The 19,558-nt window shown below is 35.6% G+C and carries 16 protein-coding genes, 1 pseudogene and 1 riboswitch; of the genes and pseudogenes, 3 read left to right on the forward strand and 14 right to left on the reverse strand.

Annotated features, from left to right (window positions below; genetic code table 11):
• Positions 1-72: 72 nt before the first annotated feature.
• Together metA and QUF93_RS28370 are read right to left on the reverse strand one after the other, a co-directional pair.
• A complete protein-coding gene (gene metA / locus QUF93_RS28365) occupies positions 73-978 on the reverse strand; it encodes a homoserine O-acetyltransferase MetA (RefSeq protein WP_289360901.1) in 906 nt (301 codons plus the stop codon).
• Complete coding sequence (locus tag QUF93_RS28370; RefSeq protein ID WP_289360902.1) at positions 962-2,260, reverse strand: bifunctional O-acetylhomoserine aminocarboxypropyltransferase/cysteine synthase; 1,299 nt, start codon at positions 2,258-2,260, stop codon at positions 962-964. Before QUF93_RS28370 ends, metA begins: the two co-directional genes overlap by 17 nt.
• Before the next feature lie 235 nt (positions 2,261-2,495).
• A riboswitch (SAM riboswitch) is annotated at positions 2,496-2,600 on the reverse strand.
• A gap of 322 nt (positions 2,601-2,922) precedes the next feature.
• Between QUF93_RS28370 and QUF93_RS28375 the strand changes: the two genes are divergently transcribed.
• Entirely contained in the window at positions 2,923-4,155 is a 1,233-nt protein-coding gene (locus tag QUF93_RS28375) for a chloride channel protein (protein WP_289360903.1), read from the forward strand.
• A gap of 40 nt (positions 4,156-4,195) precedes the next feature.
• Here the strand turns inward: QUF93_RS28375 and QUF93_RS28380 are convergent.
• Positions 4,196-4,890, reverse strand: a pseudogene (locus QUF93_RS28380) (YjjG family noncanonical pyrimidine nucleotidase).
• 106 nt (positions 4,891-4,996) lie between these two features.
• Between QUF93_RS28380 and QUF93_RS28385 the strand changes: the two are divergent.
• Positions 4,997-5,668: a transcriptional regulator YeiL gene (locus QUF93_RS28385; RefSeq protein ID WP_289360904.1), complete on the forward strand. Its 672-nt coding sequence runs from the start codon at positions 4,997-4,999 to the stop codon at positions 5,666-5,668.
• A 63-nt stretch (positions 5,669-5,731) separates the two neighbouring features.
• Here the strand turns inward: QUF93_RS28385 and QUF93_RS28390 are convergent, their stop codons facing one another.
• From QUF93_RS28390 to QUF93_RS28400, 3 genes are all read right to left on the reverse strand, one after another.
• A complete protein-coding gene (locus QUF93_RS28390; protein WP_212935487.1) occupies positions 5,732-6,358 on the reverse strand; it encodes an FMN-dependent NADH-azoreductase in 627 nt (208 codons plus the stop codon).
• Between the two features lie 192 nt (positions 6,359-6,550).
• Positions 6,551-7,198, reverse strand: a complete 648-nt coding sequence (locus tag QUF93_RS28395) for a response regulator (RefSeq protein ID WP_289360905.1) — start codon at positions 7,196-7,198, stop codon at positions 6,551-6,553.
• 20 nt (positions 7,199-7,218) lie between these two features.
• Positions 7,219-8,790 carry a GAF domain-containing sensor histidine kinase gene (locus QUF93_RS28400; protein ID WP_289360906.1) on the reverse strand — a complete coding sequence of 524 codons (1,572 nt, stop codon included), beginning with the start codon at positions 8,788-8,790 and terminating at the stop codon, positions 7,219-7,221.
• Between the two features lie 134 nt (positions 8,791-8,924).
• Between QUF93_RS28400 and pdxK the strand changes: the two genes are divergently transcribed.
• A complete protein-coding gene (pdxK, locus tag QUF93_RS28405; protein ID WP_000174255.1) occupies positions 8,925-9,749 on the forward strand; it encodes a pyridoxine/pyridoxal/pyridoxamine kinase in 825 nt (274 codons plus the stop codon).
• A 112-nt stretch (positions 9,750-9,861) separates the two neighbouring features.
• Here pdxK and QUF93_RS28410 read toward each other — a convergent pair whose 3' ends face one another.
• From QUF93_RS28410 to QUF93_RS28445, 8 genes are all read right to left on the reverse strand, one after another.
• Positions 9,862-10,917, reverse strand: a complete 1,056-nt coding sequence (locus QUF93_RS28410; protein WP_289360907.1) for a diguanylate cyclase — start codon at positions 10,915-10,917, stop codon at positions 9,862-9,864.
• Positions 10,918-11,064: 147 nt separating this feature from the next.
• Positions 11,065-11,268, reverse strand: a complete 204-nt coding sequence (locus QUF93_RS28415) for a YbdD/YjiX family protein (protein ID WP_002113158.1) — start codon at positions 11,266-11,268, stop codon at positions 11,065-11,067.
• Positions 11,261-13,336, reverse strand: coding sequence for a carbon starvation protein CstA (gene cstA, locus QUF93_RS28420; RefSeq protein ID WP_289360908.1), 2,076 nt, complete (start codon positions 13,334-13,336; stop codon positions 11,261-11,263). Before cstA ends, QUF93_RS28415 begins: the two co-directional genes overlap by 8 nt.
• Before the next feature lie 122 nt (positions 13,337-13,458).
• Positions 13,459-14,175 carry a LytR/AlgR family response regulator transcription factor gene (locus QUF93_RS28425; RefSeq protein WP_289360909.1) on the reverse strand — a complete coding sequence of 239 codons (717 nt, stop codon included), beginning with the start codon at positions 14,173-14,175 and terminating at the stop codon, positions 13,459-13,461.
• Positions 14,176-14,316: 141 nt separating this feature from the next.
• Entirely contained in the window at positions 14,317-15,516 is a 1,200-nt protein-coding gene (locus QUF93_RS28430; protein WP_289360910.1) for a niacin permease NiaP, read from the reverse strand.
• A gap of 309 nt (positions 15,517-15,825) precedes the next feature.
• Positions 15,826-16,566 (reverse strand): WecB/TagA/CpsF family glycosyltransferase, encoded by a 741-nt coding sequence (locus QUF93_RS28435; RefSeq protein WP_289360911.1) that lies wholly within the window; start codon positions 16,564-16,566, stop codon positions 15,826-15,828.
• A 21-nt stretch (positions 16,567-16,587) separates the two neighbouring features.
• Positions 16,588-17,697: a glycosyltransferase family 4 protein gene (locus QUF93_RS28440; protein WP_289360912.1), complete on the reverse strand. Its 1,110-nt coding sequence runs from the start codon at positions 17,695-17,697 to the stop codon at positions 16,588-16,590.
• Positions 17,698-17,792: 95 nt separating this feature from the next.
• Positions 17,793-19,244: an O-antigen ligase family protein gene (locus QUF93_RS28445; RefSeq protein ID WP_289360914.1), complete on the reverse strand. Its 1,452-nt coding sequence runs from the start codon at positions 19,242-19,244 to the stop codon at positions 17,793-17,795.
• Positions 19,245-19,558: the final 314 nt, after the last annotated feature.

Genomic DNA, 19,558 nt, shown 5'->3' on the forward strand with positions numbered 1-19,558 from the left:
TTAATTTAGAACATTCGGAAAAATAAAGGTTAATCTTTACAAATAAAACGCTACCACGTGTTATACAATCATTTACAATATATAAGGGGTTTCTTGATACACGTAATAATTCAGCCAATTAGAGAATAATAAATTCCCATGACTCCTCCACCTAACAAGTGGCTTCTCATTCGGATTATTATGTTTAAAATAATTTTTTGGCACATCAATTTTTAACCCTTTTTGGCAGTCCCGTTCGTATTCTTGCTTTAACGTATCACAACTGTATTCACTATGTCCGAGTGCGAAAACTTGCCTTCCCTCTTGCCCAATAACAAGATGAACACCTGCTTCTTCAGAATTGGCTAATAACGTTAATTCTTTCACCTTTTCAATATCACTCTCTCGTACTTCTGTATGACGAGAATGCGGGGCAAAAAACACTTCATCAAACCCTTGTAACAATTTCACATGTTGCTCGCAAACCTCATGTTCAAATACACCAAACATTTTTTCCGCAAGAGGATACTTCGGCACACCATAGTGATAATACAAACCCGCTTGTGCCCCCCAGCAAATATGAAGCGTAGATGCTACATTCGTTTTTGAATACTCCATAATACGTCCAAGCTCTTCCCAATAATCAACTTCTTCAAAAGAAAGAGTTTCAACTGGTGCTCCTGTAATAATGAGTCCATCAAATTTTTCATTCTCAATATCACGGAATGTTTTATAGAAGCTCGTTAAATGGTCCTGCGCTACATTGCGAGACAGATGCGATTCCATATGAAGTAAATGAACATCTAATTGCAACGGTGTATTTCCAATTAAACGAAGTAATTGCGCCTCTGTTTCTTGTTTTGTAGGCATTAAATTTAATATAGCAATTTTCAAAGCACGTATATCTTGTGTTGCTGCTCGCTCCTTCGTCATTACAAAAATATTTTCCTTCTGCAATACTTTGCGAGCTGGTAAATCTTTATCAATTATGATCGGCATGTTGTTTGCCTCCGACTAGCGCTGCTTCTAAATCTGCAATAATATCAGAAACATCTTCTATACCGACCGATAAACGGATTAAATCAGATGTAACACCAGCTAACCGCTGATCTTCTGCACTTAATTGTCTATGCGTCGTACTAGCTGGATGTATTACACAAGTTCTTGCATCAGCTACATGCGTTACAAGAGTTGCGAGTTTTACATTTGCGATGAATTCTTTTGCTGCTTCTAATCCGCCCTTAATACCAAATGTTAAAACTCCACTAGCACCTTTTTTCAAATACTTTTGTGCTAACGAGTAATTTTCATTACTATCTAACCCTGGATAATTCACCCATTCAATGCGATCATGATTAGCAAGCCACTTAGCAACTTCGAGAGCATTTTCACTATGACGCTCCATTCGTAAATGCAATGTTTCCAGGCCAATATTGCTAATATACGCATTGAATGGGCTCATACAGTTTCCGTAGTCTCTTAATAACTGAACGCGTGCTTTCAGAATATACGCGGCTGCTCCAAAATTTTGAACATAGCTTACACCGTGATAACTCGGATCAGGTTCGACAAGCTCAGGGTATTTTCCATTTGTCCAATCGAAGTTCCCTCCGTCTATTACAATGCCACCTAGAGAACTTGCATGGCCATCAATATATTTCGTTGTAGAATGGACAATGATATTGGCCCCATGTTCAAACGCCTGGCATAAATAAGGTGTCGCTAATGTATTATCAACGATAAAAGGTACTTCTAATTCTTTTGCTGCCGCTGAAAGTTCTTTGAAATTCAAAACGTTCATTGCTGGATTTCCTAACGATTCTGCATAAACGAGCTTTGTCTTATCATTAGCAAGTGCCGCAATTTCATCTGACGTTAAATTAGGATTAAAGAACGTAACATCGATGCCAAGCTTACGCAAACTCACTCCAAATAAATTAAACGTTCCTCCGTAAACAGTTGAAGAACAAAGTAAATGGTCTCCACTACTGCAAATATTTAAAACCGCAAGCATAATAGCTGCCTGCCCAGAAGCTGTTGCAACAGCCCCTACACCGCCTTCTAAATCTGATAACTTTTGTTCAAATGCAGCTAGAGTAGGATTTCCAATACGCGTATATATATATCCTTCTGCCTCTAAATTAAATAGTGCTGCTAAATCATCTGACGTATCGTATTTATACGTTGTACTTTGATAAAGTGGCAAAACACGCGGCTCACCATTTTTTGGCGTATAGCCACCTTGCACACAAATCGTTCCTTTTCCCCATGATTCTCCCATCTCTCATTCTCCTTTCTTTTATCCCGCTACTTGCGGACAGTAAGACTCCCACCTCAAAATTCAAAGAATGCGAGGAAGTTAGGTGGGAGATAACTGCCCGTTTGGTGAAGGCTAATAATCAGTGGGAGAGGGACAAAACCCCCACTGATTAAAGTTTCAATTTATGCAAAATAAAAAACTGCCCCTTTCCTGAAAACAAGAAAGGAGCAGTTTGAAAACACGCTCTAAGGGCTCTTTCTTATCTCTCAGGATTATTACCTGCAGGATTTGGCACAATTCCGTTATACGGCTGTTGCCAAGGTTTCATCGGGCCTGTCCCTCCACCTTTTCTTGATAAGACTATGCAATTACCGTTGATTTTATAGCAATAATTTCCTGATGTCAAACAGTTTTTCTGAATGTTCTAAATTAAATGTAAAAAATTTAATAGAAACAACAAAAGAAATATATTCCATATTCATTTGAAAAAGACCTTTTAAAAACTCCGATCAATATATAGAATTAAATAAGTGGTTTAACTTATAGGACCCAAGCTCTAATGAAATCCCAATATATATGTTGAATAAGCCAACCTCTCACAAAGATACTATATATATTCCATTCATTTCACACTAGCATATATAATCCTTTCTACATTAAAACTTACATAACGGAGGTATAACATGACAGATAAAAAGGACATGCACTATATACTTGCCCTATATGGCATTCTTTTAGGCTCTATAGTAGGAGCTACAGTTTGGTTATTTTTAGTTACGTTAAATATCGGAATCCACTTTATTTGGGGATACTTACCTACTATTTTCTCTTCTCCCCCTTATTACACCATTTGTGTAACAGTCATCGGTGGTTTCCTCGTTGGTTTAACACAAAAATACTTCGGTACATATCCACGGCTTATGCCGGAAGTGATGGCTGAATATAAAAAAACAGGTAGAATTGAATACCATTTTGTACATAAAGCTACTTTAACTGCGCTTATTGTTTTAATATTTGGAGCTAGTCTAGGCCCAGAGGCCGCACTTGTTGGAATTATCGGTGGACTTTGTACATGGGTAGGGGATCGCTTTAACTTCGCTTTAAAGGGAATGAACGAACTAACAGAAGTTGGAATTGGTGCTACTTTAAGTGTCATTTTTAACGCTCCATTATTCGGTTATTTAGCTCCGAGTGAAAATGAAGGTGAACAAATTTCCGAGTTTTCTAAAGGAAAAAAAGCAATTGTATATTTAACTACTACTTTTGCTGGTTTTTCCGTTTATTTATTGCTTAGCAAATTCGATAATCGCGGATCCTTTATTGTTGATTTTGGGGAAGGATCTCTTTCAATCAATGAATGGATCGCCTTTCTCCCTCTTACTTGCATCGGTGCTATCGTTGGTTTCTTTTATTTCAAAGTAGAATTTACATTAGAGAAAATCATCCATCCTTTCCGCGAATACAAAATAACACTTGGAATTATAGGTGGTATTTTATTAGGAATTGCGGGGACTTTTCTCCCATACACATTATTTTCAGGGGAACATCAATTAAAAGATTTAGTTGTTGAATGGAGCCATTTATCTTTTTGGGTATTACTTCTTTCAGGAGTTTTAAAACTATGCATTACTGCCGTTTGTTTAAATACAGGTTGGCGCGGTGGACATATTTTCCCAATTATATTTGCTGGATCAAGTATCGGATATGCTATAGCTTCTATTATCCCTATAGATCCAATAGCTTCTGTAGCCATCGTCACGACAGCGATTTCGAGCTATGCATTAAGAAAACCAATAGCTATAACATTACTATTACTCATGTTTTTCCCGCTCAATTTATTATTACCGATGCTCGGGGCGGCGGCTATCGGTAATGCATTTCCACTTCCTAAAAACAACGAAGCTACAAACGAATAAAAATAGGCAGTAGGGACAAAAGTTCCACTGCCTATTTTTATTACACATGTTGCTTCAATAGCGCGTATAACTCTTCAAAATTTTGTACTTCATATGTTGGCACAATCTCGCTATTATTTGATTTCTTTTCTGGATTAAACCAACAAGTATCAATTCCCGCTACATATCCACCTTTAATATCAGCGCTTAACGAATCCCCAATAATGAGCCCTTCTTCAGGATCAAAATTAGGAATTCGTTCAAAAACATAATCAAAATACTCTTTCATTGGCTTTTGATAACCCGTATCTTCAGAAACAAAAATATCTTTAAATAGCGGATGTAATCCTGCATTACGCAAACGTTTATCCTGCGTCTTAGAAACACCGTTTGTCACTATATATAAATCATACTCCCCTTGAATTTGATTTATAAATTCAAACGCGCCTTGTATGAGTTGATTCCCTTCTTCTAAGTAACTGCGATAATTATTTTCGAATAATATCCCATCCACTTCTTGTCCATATTCTTTAAATAAAACCGAAAATCTTGTATTTACTACTTCATCACGATTTATTTTACCTTCTTCAAAAGCATCCCAAAGACTTTTATTAACTTTTTATAATGTGCTTCAACCTCGCTAGTTAGAGGAATTCCTTTCTCCTCAAAAAGCATACGTAACGCTATCCTCTCAGCCTTCTGAAAATCTAACAATGTATCATCTACATCAAATAATAGTGTTTTATATTTTTTCATAGGCCCCTCACACTCTCTTTTCTACAAAAACAAATTTACATAAATCGTATCATTCTTTCTTGTAAAAATAATAGGAGATATCTCATACTAAACATGAGGTGAAAATATGAAAGTCAGCAAAAATAGCAAAGAAATCTCTCATTACATACAAAATTACAACTTCCACACTCTTTTTTCTTTTGATGTCTTACCGTATGCTGAACTACATTCCTTTCAAAAGAAAGAAAAGATATGTACTGAAGGAGTTGATGTTCCTTATCTTTATTACTTAATTTCCGGGAAGGCAAAAATATATATGAGTCACAAAAACGGAAGGGTCTCCTTAATTAACTTTATTCAAGCACCTTCGTTCATTGGAGAATTAGGGCTAATTGACGTAGAATCCGTTACGAAAACGGTAGAAGTAATTGAAGATTGTATATGCTTAGCGCTTCCTCTTAAAGATTGTCAGCATCTTTTATTGCAAGATGCTATCTTTCTACAGAAACTATGCAAATTTATCGGCGAAAAAACAATTACCCGAACAGAAAGTTACGCTAAAAACAATAGTTATCCGTTCGAAAACCGGTTAGCGGCCTTTATTCTATTAACAGAACAAAATAATTGTTATATGGAAAAACATACTGAGGCCTCGGAATACTTAAACGTCAGCTACCGTCATCTTTTATATGTATTAAACCAGTTTTGCCAGCAAAATTATTTAAAAAAGAACGGAAGAATCTATTACATACAAGATCGAATTCAATTAGAAACACTGGCTGACGAACTTAAAATATAAAAAAAGTAGCATTAACGTTTACATGTTAATGCTACTTTTTTCGAGTGACGATTCTATTTTTGATTAAAATTTGCTTGCTACTTTAGCCGCTTCTTCAAGACCTGCTGTAATGATTTCTTCTGCTTTATCTGGGAATTGGTTATGACCTTCAATAACGATTGTTTCCATGTTTGTTGCACCGAAGAAGCCCATCATACTTGCTACGTATTTAACAGCCATTTCCATTTCAGCTGCTGGTCCTTCAGAATATACGCCGCCGCGTGCATTTAATAACGCAATCTTCTTATCTCCAATAAGCCCAACTGGACCTTCTGGTGTATATTTAAACGTTTTACCAGCACGGTTTAAATAATCAATATACGTGTGTAATACAGCTGGAATCGTTAAGTTCCATAATGGGAAACCGAAAACAACTTTATCAGCTTCTAGAAATTGATTTAAATACTTATCAGCAACTGCTACTGCTTTTGCTTCTTCTTCTGTTAAATCAAATCCTTTACCTGCTTTGAATGTACCATTAATCATGTCTACGCCTACGTATGGTAATTCTTCTTTATATAAATCAAGTTCTACTACTGTATCATTTGGATGTGCTTCTTTATAATTTGCTAAAAATGCCTCGTATAATTTCACACTAACTGCTTGTTCCGCTGGGCGGTTGTTCGCTTTTACGAATAAAATTGTTGCCATTATTTCTTCCTCCTACTACTCACTCTTATGTTGTTATATATTACTTACGAAAAAAGGGTACTCCCTTGTAATTGTTGTTGCTTACAAATACATTTTATCTTTATATCAAGACAATTCCATCCTCACATAGACGTATTTTTCCATAAAAAAAGTCCACCTTCTAAAGGCGAACTAGGTCTTACGACTTTCGTCTTATACAATTCCATTTTTCACTGCATATAATGCCGCTTGTGTGCGATCGGATAAATGTAACTTACTCAAAATACTACTCATATGAGCTTTTACCGTTTTTTCTGTAATAACTAAAACAGAAGCGATTTCTTTATTACTCATCCCTTTCGCCAATAGCTGCAATACTTCATTTTCTCTCGCCGTTAACACATCCACTTGAACGGCAGGTTCTTCTTCTTTTTCTTCCTCCGGTAATGTTTGAGAAAGAAGGGCATTTGCTATATCTGGATGTAATTGAATATTACCTTTATACGCGCTTCGAATAGCTTCAACAAGCTGATCTGGTTCTATATCTTTTAAAATATAACCACTCGCCCCAGCTTTTAGTGCCGGCATTACATGAGCTTGATCAGAAAAACTAGTTAATACAATTACTTTCACGTTTGGATATTCTTTTTTAATACAAGTTGTTGCCTCAATTCCATCCATCTCAGGCATATATAAATCCATTAATACGACATCTGGACTCGTTTCGCCTACTTTCACCAATGCGTCTTTCCCATTGTTTGCTTCCCCAACCAATTCAAAATCTTCCTGTGTGCTTAGAAAAAATGCCAATCCTTTTAAAACAACTGTATGATCATCAACTAACAATACTTTTATTTTCACAAACTTCCCTCATTTTCACATCATAATGGTACATTTACTTTTACACTCGTTCGTTTCTTGCTACTTACAATTTTAATTGTTCCACCAACTAATTCTACTCTTTCACGCATCGTAATCATACCGAGTGATTTCTTCTCTTTTATATCCTTTTCTACAAACCCATTTCCTTGATCGACTATTTCTAATGATACATTTTTCTCCGTCACTTTGAAATAAATCGTCGCTTCTCCTACATTCGCATGCTTACTTACGTTATTTAAAGATTCTTGTCCAATTCGCCATAGCGCTTCTTCTACTACACGCGGCAAATCACGCACACCTGTAACTTGTTCCCGAATTTTCAATCCTAAACTTTCACCATATTGCTTTAACGCTGGTAATAACCCTTTCTCTAATCCAGCCGGACGGAGCTGCCAAATTAATGTCCTCATTTCTTTTAAGGCACCTTGCGCTAGTTCACGCATCTCATGCAAAGATCGATCTACCGTTTCATTTTGACCTTTTAAAATTGCCTCAGCGCCTTTTGTCATAAAGGTTAATGAAAACAACTTTTGTGAAACAGAATCATGTAAATCTCTTGCCAACCGATTTCTTTCTTCCATTCGTACAAGTTCACGGCGCTGCTCATTTAATCTTAAATTCTCTATTATTAACGAAACATGGTTCGATAGCGCTTGGATTACATCTATTGTATTAACATCAAATTCTCCATTGTTCAAACCAACACATAAAACACCAAATATATGGCTTTGAATATGTATTGGCGTAGCAATAACAGCCCTATTTAAATGTACACTATGACCAATTTGATGTTTTAATAGAACCGGCTCATTTTTTTCTAACGCCATCTTTGCCGCTTCTTTTACATCTTCTTGTAACTCTTCCTGACTATAAGACGCTCGCAAAGATAATTCTTTTTCTTCTCTAATAAAAAACGCCACTTGATTCCACTGAAATACTTCACCTACGTGATTTACAACTTTTTCAGGTAATACATTAAACTTATGGATCGTTTTTAAAGCTTGAATAAAACGTTCCAATTTCACATAATAATGTGCTCTTCGCTTTTCATTTTCATATAATTTTGTTCGTTTTAAAGCCGTCCCAATTTGGAAAGCAACGGATTGGAGCAATACTAATTCTTCTTCTGAAAAATGTGTTTTACCTGGACTCGCTACATTTAATAAACCAAACTTTTCTCCTCCTGCTTTTAAAGGAACTGTAGCATGATGAAGAATCCCCTCCGTATTTCCCCAATTGTATTCAATTGCATTATTAATTCTTTTACATTCAATAATGTTAACGGCTCGCTCTAATTTTCCATCTACAAAGCCACGTAAACACCAACATTCACCTTCACACATCGGGCGTTTGTTTTCATATGTAAGTGCCTCTGGTAACTGATAATCAATCAACTTCGTATACTTCCCATTTTCATCCGCAAGAAAAATCCATCCTGTCGTTAAACCTGTTACACTAAGTAATTTTTCTAGCACTGCTTGCAATACATGATATGTATCATTTGATGTATTTAACGTTTCTGCAATTTCTTTTAATATAACTAATTCATTTGTACGATTATCTCGAAACATACCAAGTCTCCTACATACAAGATTTTAAATCGCTTCTCAAGTAAATCATCTACTTTTCACTTTGTACTTATTCGTAACATTGATATAATGGTGAAAACATAGTTTTCATTATATCACTTGAGGGGGCTTTCATAATGACATTAAATAAGGCACTTACAATCGCTGGTTCTGATACAAGTGGCGGTGCTGGTATACAAGCAGACTTAAAAACATTCCAAGAACTTGGCGTATACGGAATGACATCCCTTACGACGATCGTAACAATGGATCCACATAACGGGTGGGCACATAACGTATTCCCAATCCCAGCTTCTACATTAAAACCACAATTAGAAACAACAATTGAAGGTGTTGGAGTAGATGCTTTAAAAACGGGTATGCTTGGATCAGTAGAAATTATTGAAATGGTTGCAGAAACAATTGAAAAGCATAATTTCAAAAACGTAGTAGTTGATCCTGTTATGGTATGTAAAGGTGCAGATGAAGCATTACATCCTGAAACAAATGATTGCTTACGTGACGTTCTTGTTCCAAAGGCATTAGTTGTAACACCAAACTTATTTGAAGCTTACCAATTAAGTGGCGTGAAAATTAATTCTCTTGAGGACATGAAAGAAGCAGCGAAGAAAATCCACGCTTTAGGTGCAAAATACGTCCTAATTAAAGGCGGTAGCAAACTTGGTACGGAAACTGCAATCGACGTCCTATATGACGGAGAAACATTCGACCTTCTAGAATCAGAAAAAATTGATACTACAAACACACACGGCGCAGGTTGTACATATTCTGCTGCAATTACAGCAGAACTTGCAAAAGGAAAATCTGTGAAAGAAGCAGTAAAAACTGCTAAAGAATTTATCACAGCTGCTATTCGTTACTCATTCAAGATTAACGAATACGTAGGACCAACTCATCATGGTGCATATCGTAAATTCGTTGCACCGAAAGAGCTTGTCTAACATAAAGCTTTTTATTCATAAATTACAAAATATATTAAAACCCACAGAACATTTATTGTTCTGTGGGTTTTAATATATTTTGCAGAGATGTTTTAAAGTACTCCCCGAATTCCTATGATGCTGTACTAACTTTGTTTCTACCATTTCTTTTTGAATAGTATAGTGCATCATCTGCTGATTGAATAAAGTGTTCCGGGGATTTTTCATACTCTGAAATCCCGACAGAAACTGTGATTTTGATTTTTTTTCCATTTTCCAGTTGGAATGAATGCTTTTCAACAGCTAGTCGAATTTGTTCCCCTATACGAGTTCCAAATACTAATCCTTTTTTTGGTAACAACAGGGCAAACTCTTCGCCACCCTTTCGAAAGACTAAATTTTGGAATGGTGCATTCTTTAGCAAAATACGCCCTACTTGTTTTAGTACTTCATCTCCAGCAGGATGGCCGTATGTATCATTTACATACTTAAAGTGATCAATATCGATAAGTAATAAACAAAGTGAATCACCTTTCATATACTTGTTACCAATATGGCGATTCATCTCTAAATCAAACTGCCTTACATTCCCTAGATTCGTTAATGCATCTATCGTTGCATAATGCTTCATCGTTTGAAATAATTCATTCGATTGCAATACGTAACTTGCACTTACAAATGTGATGTATGCCGCTACAATACAACAAACTAAATATAATGCCACTACAGATAGATCCTTAAATAAAATATAAAGTGGTAGTATTAAAATAGACAAACTGTACACATTAAACCATATCCATTTTGTAAATATAGAAATCTTCATCCGCCAAATGAGGGTAATGCCAATCCCCATTGCCACGATAGTATAGCAAGCCAATTCAGAGGCTAAAGAATACTCAGTAGAAAATACCCGCGTTATTAAAATGATTATAACTGTTATACTACTAGCTATTGGGCCACCAATTATAATCGCCAAAACAACAGCTAAATAACGTAAATCCAACATAATATCTTCAATATGTACACCAAAATGCATCAATAATATACTCAATATTCCAGTTAAAATACCGACCAAACATTTCTGCCAAAAAGAGAATCCTTCTTTTAATGGCTTATCTCTTAAAAGCTGAGCACCCACAAAGATAAAGGAAAGAATGATTGTCATATTTACAAATAAATCCCTGAACATAAAATACTCTCCCTACTTTTTCTTTTCCATCTATCCCTTTCTATATGCTATTGTATTACGGAATCCCTATAATTCCCAAACTTTTTTATTTTACTGTTCCACGTGGAACAGTAAAATAAAAAAGGAGACGAAATTTCGTCTCCTCCATTAACAACATCGTGATATCTTTCCACCTTTTGCATTAAATCTAGCTTCTTGTGCCTCAGCAAAAAATTGCTTTTGACATAGAATTTTCTCTTCTGGATGATGTACTTTCATGTGATTTACATACGTTTCATAACTTGGAACTCCGACAAGTAAACTAATAAATTGCTTTCTCTTTCCCCATACGTTCCGTAAACTTTTAAGCATAGTTCCTCGACTCACTTTCATCTCTTGGAATATATGGTGCCTCTTTTAACGGCATTGGCTTATTTCTTAATACCTGAATCCAAATTCGAAGTGCAGAAATTAATACAGCGATTACAACTATCATAAAAATTCCACAAAGTGCCGCATCAATATAGTCATTAAAAATAATTTGTTTCATTTGCGCAACGTTTTTAGCTGGAGCTAATACCTTCCCGTCATCTAATGCTCCCTGGAATACTTTCGCATGTGATAGAAATCCTATTTTAGGATTTTCATGAAATAACTTTTGATAACCAGCTGTCATTGTTACAATAAGCAATCCGACAGTTGGAATAAGTGTCACCCAAACATACGCCTTTTTCCCCATTTTGAACAAAATTGTCGTTCCAAGTAATAATGCAATACCTGCTAACATTTGGTTTGCAATACCGAAAAGTGGCCATAATGTATTAATTCCACCAAGTGGATCTACCACTCCTTGGTATAAGAAATATCCCCATCCTAATACACATAACGTTGTAGCTATTACATTCGCTAATGTAGAATCTGTTTTCGCAAACGGCTTATATACATGCCCTAAAATATCTTGAATCATAAAGCGACCTACACGCGTTCCTGCATCAATCGTTGTTAAAATAAATAATGCTTCAAAGAGAATGGCAAAATGATACCAAAATGCCATCATTGCCGTTCCACCTATTACTTGTGAAAAAATATATGCCATACCTATCGCTAACGTTGGTGCACCACCTGTACGTGATAAAATCGTTTGCTCCCCAACATTTACAGCAAGATCTTTTAATTCATTTGGTGTAATAGCAAATCCCCATGAAGAAATAACTTGAGCCGCCTGCGATACATCCGTACCGATAAGTGCTGCCGGACTATTAATTGCAAAATAAGTTCCTGGTGTTAATACACAAGCCGCAATCATAGCCATCGCTGCTACAAACGACTCCATCAACATTGCCCCATAACCGATTGGCTGTGCATGTCCCTCTTGCTCAATCATTTTTGGCGTCGTACCAGATGAAACAAGAGCATGGAATCCAGACACCGCACCACAGGCAATTGTAATAAATAAGAACGGGAATAAGTTTCCGGAGAAAACAGGACCTGTTCCATCAATAAACTTAGATACTGCCGGCATCTGCAAATCTGGAGCTACAATTAAAATACCAATTGCTAACCCAAGTATCGTCCCTATTTTTAAAAATGTACTTAAATAATCACGTGGCGCAAGAAGCATCCAAACTGGTAATGCTGATGCAATAAATCCGTATACGATAAGCATAATAGCAATTGTCTCACCACTAAAAGTAAACATACTTGCAAGTGTCGGATTTTCCGCCACATATTGTCCTCCAATAAGAGATAAGATTAGTAGAACAATACCGATTACTGATCCTTCTCCTACTCGCCCTGGCCTAATGTAACGCATGTAAACTCCCATTAAAATAGCAATTGGAATCGTTGCTGCGATTGTAAACATTCCCCATGGGCTTCCAACAAGCGCCTTCACAACTACTAAAGCTAATACCGCTAATAAAATGATCATAATACCTAAAATACCAATCATTGCAATTAATCCTGTAACAGGACCAATCTCATCTTTAATCATTTCACCTAATGATTTACCATTACGTCTCATCGAAGCAAATAAAATTACAAAATCTTGTACAGCTCCAGCGACAACTACCCCAACAATAATCCAAATTGTCCCTGGTAAATATCCCATTTGTGCCGCTAAAATAGGTCCTACTAAAGGCCCTGCCCCAGCAATTGCTGCAAAATGATGCCCGAATAATACCCACTTATTTGTCGGAACATAATCTTTTCCATCATTTAATGTATGGGCTGGCGTTTGCCGATTATTATCTAAATCAAAAACCTTTCTCGCTATAAATCTACTATAAAATCGATAAGCAACGGCATACACACATACTGCAGCTACTAAGAGCCACACAGCATTAATAGTTTCACCTTGTGATAAAGCTATTACACCAAAAGCACCTGCTCCTATTGCCGTAATAACTCCCCAAAGTAAAATCGACTTCAATGTTTTCACATACAATCCCCCCATTACTACTTCTTAGTGGAGATTGTACTAAATTTTCTGAATATTTTACTTGAATCCTCCTTATCATGAAGGATTTCTAGATTATCATGTTAAAATTCTCTCATTACTTGTCACAGTTCAATTTTATTTCGAAGTCGTTTTACATAATTGCGGCTTACTGGAATCGGTTGCTCATCGTATCTGTCTAAATACAAATTATACGTGCCATTATAATAAGGTTTAAGTTCTTGTACATATGACATATTAATTAAATAGCTTTTATGTACACGTAAAAAATCATATACATTTAGTTTATTTTCTAATTCCTGGAGTGTGTATGTTGAAATATACTGATTATTCATTGTATAAATTGAAACGGTTTTATTTTCCTTATTTTTACTTACATATACAATATCTTCTGGGAAAATATATCTAATCCCCTCATGGCCTTCTATCGGTAGTTTACGCAAATGACTCTTTGCTTTCTCACCTTGTTCTTTTCCTATTTTATATAAAATGAATTGTAAATCTTCTTCACGAAATGGTCGTAATAAATAATAAAACGCTTGGAAACGAAAAGCTGTAATTGCCTCTTCTATATCCTCACCAATAAAAATAAATTTCGTATAACAATTCACTTCTCGTAACAAACTCGAATATTCAAAACCAGTACCATCTATTAATCGCGAATTTAAAAAAACAAAATCAGGTGTATGTTTTTTCATTATTAGCAAAGATTCTGTTCCAGTTTCCGCTTCAAAACATTCTACATTTCGAATGTTTTCAGTAAAGTTCTCAACTAATTTTCTTCGCTCTTCTGTTTCTTCCATGATAAGTAAGATTTTCATTTATCCAGCCACCTAATTCCTTTGTCCATATGTCTTGTTGTATACATTCGCTTTAGTAAGAAACAATCCCTTTTTCTTACTATACCATTATTTATCTAAAAAAACAGAAAAAAGGAAACCACCTCGGTTCCCCTTCTCCTTTTACACTAATTCTCGTTGCTTCGTTTCTTGCCCAAGTATAACTACAGCAAGTGCCCCAATTAAAATTGATCCACAGAAAATCGTAAAGATTAGCGATAGTGAAGCTTGTGAAGCAACTAAGTACCCTACTAATAATGGTCCAAGAATACCACCAATACGTCCAAATGCCGCTGCCATTCCTGCACCTGTACCGCGAATAGTTGTTGGATACTGTTCCGGTGTATAAGCGTATAATGCACCCCAAGCACCTAAATTAAAGAAGGATAGTAACATACCCGCCACTATTAATGCTGTTAATGAGTCCGCAACTCCAAACACATAAGCACTACATGCTGTACCAATTAAATACGTAACCAATACAAATTTACGACCAAGACGTTCAATAAACCATGCAGCTGTGAAATATCCTGGAAGTTGAGCTAAAGTCATAATGAGTACGTACTGAAAACTTTTTATTAAACTAAAGCCTTTCAGTACCATTACACTAGGTAACCAAAGGAACATTCCATAATAGGAGAAGACAACACAAAACCATAGAATCCATAACATAATTGTTGCTTTACGATATTCTCCAGACCAAACCGATTTTATATTTTCAATAACAGATGGTCTTTTTTCAACCTTTTCAAATCGCGGAGAATCGGGCAAATTCCATCTTAAATATAAAGCATATAACGCTGGAACTGCACTTAATACCATAGCAACTTCCCAACCGTATTTAGGAATAACAAAATATGAGATAAGAGCTGCGATTAACCAACCACCAGCCCAAAAGCTTTCTAATAGTACAACTATTTTCCCACGTTCGTGCGCTTCAACACTCTCCGATACAAGGGTAGATGCAACTGGAAGTTCCCCGCCAAGTCCCATACCAATTAAAAAGCGTAAAACGAGGAACATCGCGAGTGTCGTCGTTAAAGCCGTTAAGCCACTACCAATAGAAAATAGTAATAATGTAATAATAAAGACCGATTTTCGTCCTATTTTATCTGATAGTATCCCAAAAATGAGCGCCCCTACAGCCATACCAATTGAGTTAATACTACCTATCCAACCCATCTCTTGAGTACTTAATCCCCACTCTTTTTGCAACGCCACTATTACAAATGAAAGCATTCCAACATCCATTGCGTCAAATAGCCAGCCAAGCCCTGCTATACCAAGTAGCTTTCGCTTCGAAATTTCTTTTACCTTACCCACAAGAAGTCCTCCTCACACAGGTGTCTTTACACATCATTTTACATGTGTGAATTGCATAAGTAAAATACTTTCGTGTAAAAAATTCTCCTTCATCATTCCCATAAAGTAAAATGTTTATCCCGCTATTTGAGGGCAGTAAGGCTCCCACCTCAAAATCCAGCTGGAGCAAAGAAATTAGTTGGGAGCCATGATGCCCGTAAACGCCCGATTGGTGAAGGCTAATAATCAGTGGGGGATGAACACCCCCCCCCCGCTGATTAAAGTTTCCTTTATCAAAAATGAACAAATAAAAAAAGTAGCGATGTTCCGCTACTTTTTTGAACGCATTACTTCTTTTAAAAATTCAGCTAATACTAACTGACGACGCCAACGTGTTGGATTACTACATAATCTATAAAACCACTCTAAATGAATAGCTTGAATCCATTTTGGCGCACGCTTTACCTCTCCAGCCCACACATCTAAACTACCGCCTACTCCAACAGCCATTTTCGTTTCTAAACGATGCTTATTGTTTTGGATAAAGTTTTCTTGCCTTGGGAAGCCAAGTGCAACAAGTAATAGGTCTGGTTTTGCCTCTTGAATACGTGAAACAATATTCTCTTCTTCTTCTTGTTTAAAATATCCATCTTGTATACCCACGATAGATGCAGCCGAATATGTCTTCGTTAAATGATCAGCCGCGGCTTGTACAACATGTGGTTTTGCACCTAATAAGAAAACAGATACTGACTTTTTCTCTTCTGATAACTTTGCAAATAAATTGCTCATTAAATCAAATCCTGCTACACGCTCTTTTAAAGGTGTACCAAGCATACCACTTGCTTTTACAACCCCAATACCATCAGGTGTAATTAAATCTGTATTTAATAATGTTTTATGGAATTTTTCATCCTTTTTTGCACACATAACAATTTCAGGATTTGCTGTCACAACCTGAAAAGTATGAGCTTGCTCTAATTCTAGTTGCTTCTTTAAATGTTGGATCGTTTCATCCATTGTCATTGTAGAGAAAGGAACACCTAGAATATCAACCGTTTGTACTGACATATTTAACTATCCTCTCTATCATTAAAGGTTTTTGGCTATTAATTGCTTATATGTTTCTTTCGTATCTTCATATAATTTTTGAAGTGAGAAGTTCATAGTAGCATGCTCATAAATATGCTTACCCATTACTGCTAACTCTCCAGTTTTCCACTTATCATACGCCTCTTCTAATGCCGATGCCAATGCTTTGCCATCACCGGTTGGCACAATCCACCCATAAGTTTCATCTGCAATTAACGGTTCGATTTCTCCTGCTCTAGTCACAATTGATGGTACACGTTGATTTGCCGCTTCTAATAAAACTAATGGAAATCCTTCGCTATGGGAAGTTAACAAATTGACATGTGATGAAGCAAATAATTGTTTCACATCTTGACGGTGCCCTAAAAATTCAACTTTATCATTAATCCCTTTTTCAGTAGCTAATGCCTTTAGTTCTCCTTCTAACGGCCCGTCACCAACTAATAACACTTTAATTTTCTCCAATTTTGTTTGTTGTAACGCATCGAATAAAACTTCATGTCCTTTAACAGGATGCAGACGTGCTACTTGGATTGCCGTAAACACATCTTCATCAATATTAAACATTTCCTTTTTATTATAGCCATCTGCTTTTTCCTGATCATATTCAATCCCGTTATAAATAACATGCATCTTTTCATTTGAAATACCTAATGCTGCTAAGCTTTTTTTCAACCTATTCGTTACAACAAAAAATAAATCTATATTTTTTAAAGCTTTCAAATTTAACTTAGTGAAAATCCAGCCTTTTAAGCCTTGTTTAGTAAAGTCTTGAAATGGATCACTATGAATTGTCGTTACCCATTTTGCCGCGAATTTCTTCTTCATTAGAGAAACAAAGAAATTCGCCCTAGGACCGTGTGTATGAACTACATCAAATTCTTCTTTATTAATGAATTCACTTATGTTCTTTAAAATGGATAAATCATAGCGAGATTTTTGTGAAAACACATGAACTTTTATCCCTAGCTCTCTTGCTTCTTTCGCAACAATTCCATCTTCAAATACTGCTAATTCTACTTCACCAGTTGGGAACTGATCGAGAAGTGAAATAATATGTGTTTTTCCTCCCCCATCTTCTGCTCCTGCATTCATATGCAATATCCTCATATTTTTTCCTCCTTTAAATCCTCGCTACATTTCCATCTATCTTTATTTTACTGTACTAAAAAATAAAAGCTAACAAAAGTTAGCTTTTATTTTTATCATTCAATTTCTAAGTCTACAATTAGATACGCTAACAACACTACAAAGTAAATCCCAACTCCTGGTGCCGTCAAAATATGTCCTGCAATATATGCAATACCTAGTGCTAATACTAAGCTTGCTGTAATCATTCCATATTTTATATTAAATATCTCTTTAAATCTTGTAATAAATGCTAGCAGAATTCTTAAGCCGTAATAAATAAATGGAATCATTAGTAATGCAAAGCCAATAATTCCGAAATCATAAAACCAATCATGGAAGTCCATTTCAATTAACTTCGGATCTGGCTCTTTTTGTTCATTATACTTAAAGTTACCTGCATAACCCATTCCTAATAATTTTTGTGACGTTGGCGCTTCTTTAAAGAATTGCTTATGTCTCTCTTCATATACTTGACGTCCGCTGAAAATAAGATTTTCTTGATTTTCTTTCTTTTGCTCTTTCTCAATTTCTTTCTTAACTTCCGCTTCTACCTTCGCCTTTTCTTCTGGCTTTTCAACTTTATGTTGTTTTTCTTCTTTTTGAATTTTCTCTTTAATTTCTTTTTCTTTTTGACCTTGCTGTGCTACGTTTTGTTCTGATAAATAGTTGTTATGAATACCCATATTTTGTGCTAATGGCGTCATTTTAAACGTTCCGACAACACCAGCTAACAAGATGACAGCAATTAACCCATTAAGTACAAGAGACTTTTTGTTTGGATTTTTTCTATCAAATAGTAATTGTAGTACGATGACCCCTATTGCTGCAGCTAACGTAGCACCAATTGAGCCCATCCCTACTTTCGTACCAACTTGAATTAAAGAGTAAATCATTAACAGCGATGGAATCCAATATAAAACGTGTTTCACGCTCTTTGTTTTTTGAATAGAATATAGTACCACAATAGGGAAAATAATAGCTAAGATTGACCCTAGTTCATTACCTGCATAGAACCATCCTCGGGAACCAACCTTCATCCATTGATAACTACCAAAGTCTGTAGATGTCGAAATAGAAATAACCATAATAGCGTTAATGATTAATGTTGAATACACAATACTATTTCTGACTTTGTCACTAATATTCACTGTCTTTTTCAATGATTTTAAAGCTAAAATGTATGATCCTAGCATGATATATATATATAATGCCTTCGCAACAAACTTAACTTCTTCACCAAGTACAATAGGATTCTTAACTAGTGCATTATTAATAAACCCTATCCCTAAAACTACTGCTAATAATATTAAGTAAATTAAAAACTTCCTATTTTCCTTCTCTTTTGCCTGAATTAAAATGTAAATACCACCAACAGCCATAATAAGAAATCTTACCAAAATTCCAACAGTGGCATTTGACTTTAATAAAACGATGCTAAGAGACGTTAATAAATCTAAAACAGGCTGTAAAATAATAAAAAAGAGCAAAAAATGCTCAAATCTAACCCTAGCTTGATTTGCTAACATTCCAAGACCTCCATACAAAATCTTTACATTATCTTTTAATCATAGTTTTCTACTGTTTAAACACACCTAGCAATTATAACATAACTCATATTTAAATTGAGAACTATTTTTCATGCCGAAACTAGTCAAATCCAGCATTATTAGTAACCGAAAATACTGTCCTTTAGCTATCCTTCCCTATCCCTATAAAAACTATCTAACACATATGCACGTATTTTCGAACGTACAAAAATATTTTTTTATCATTTTATACAAATGTATAAAGCGGACTTCTCTTATTGTACCATCCCTCCAACTAAGCTACATCAAAAAAC

The organism is Bacillus hominis (assembly GCF_030348325.1).
Taxonomy (GTDB): domain Bacteria; phylum Bacillota; class Bacilli; order Bacillales; family Bacillaceae_G; genus Bacillus_A; species Bacillus_A hominis.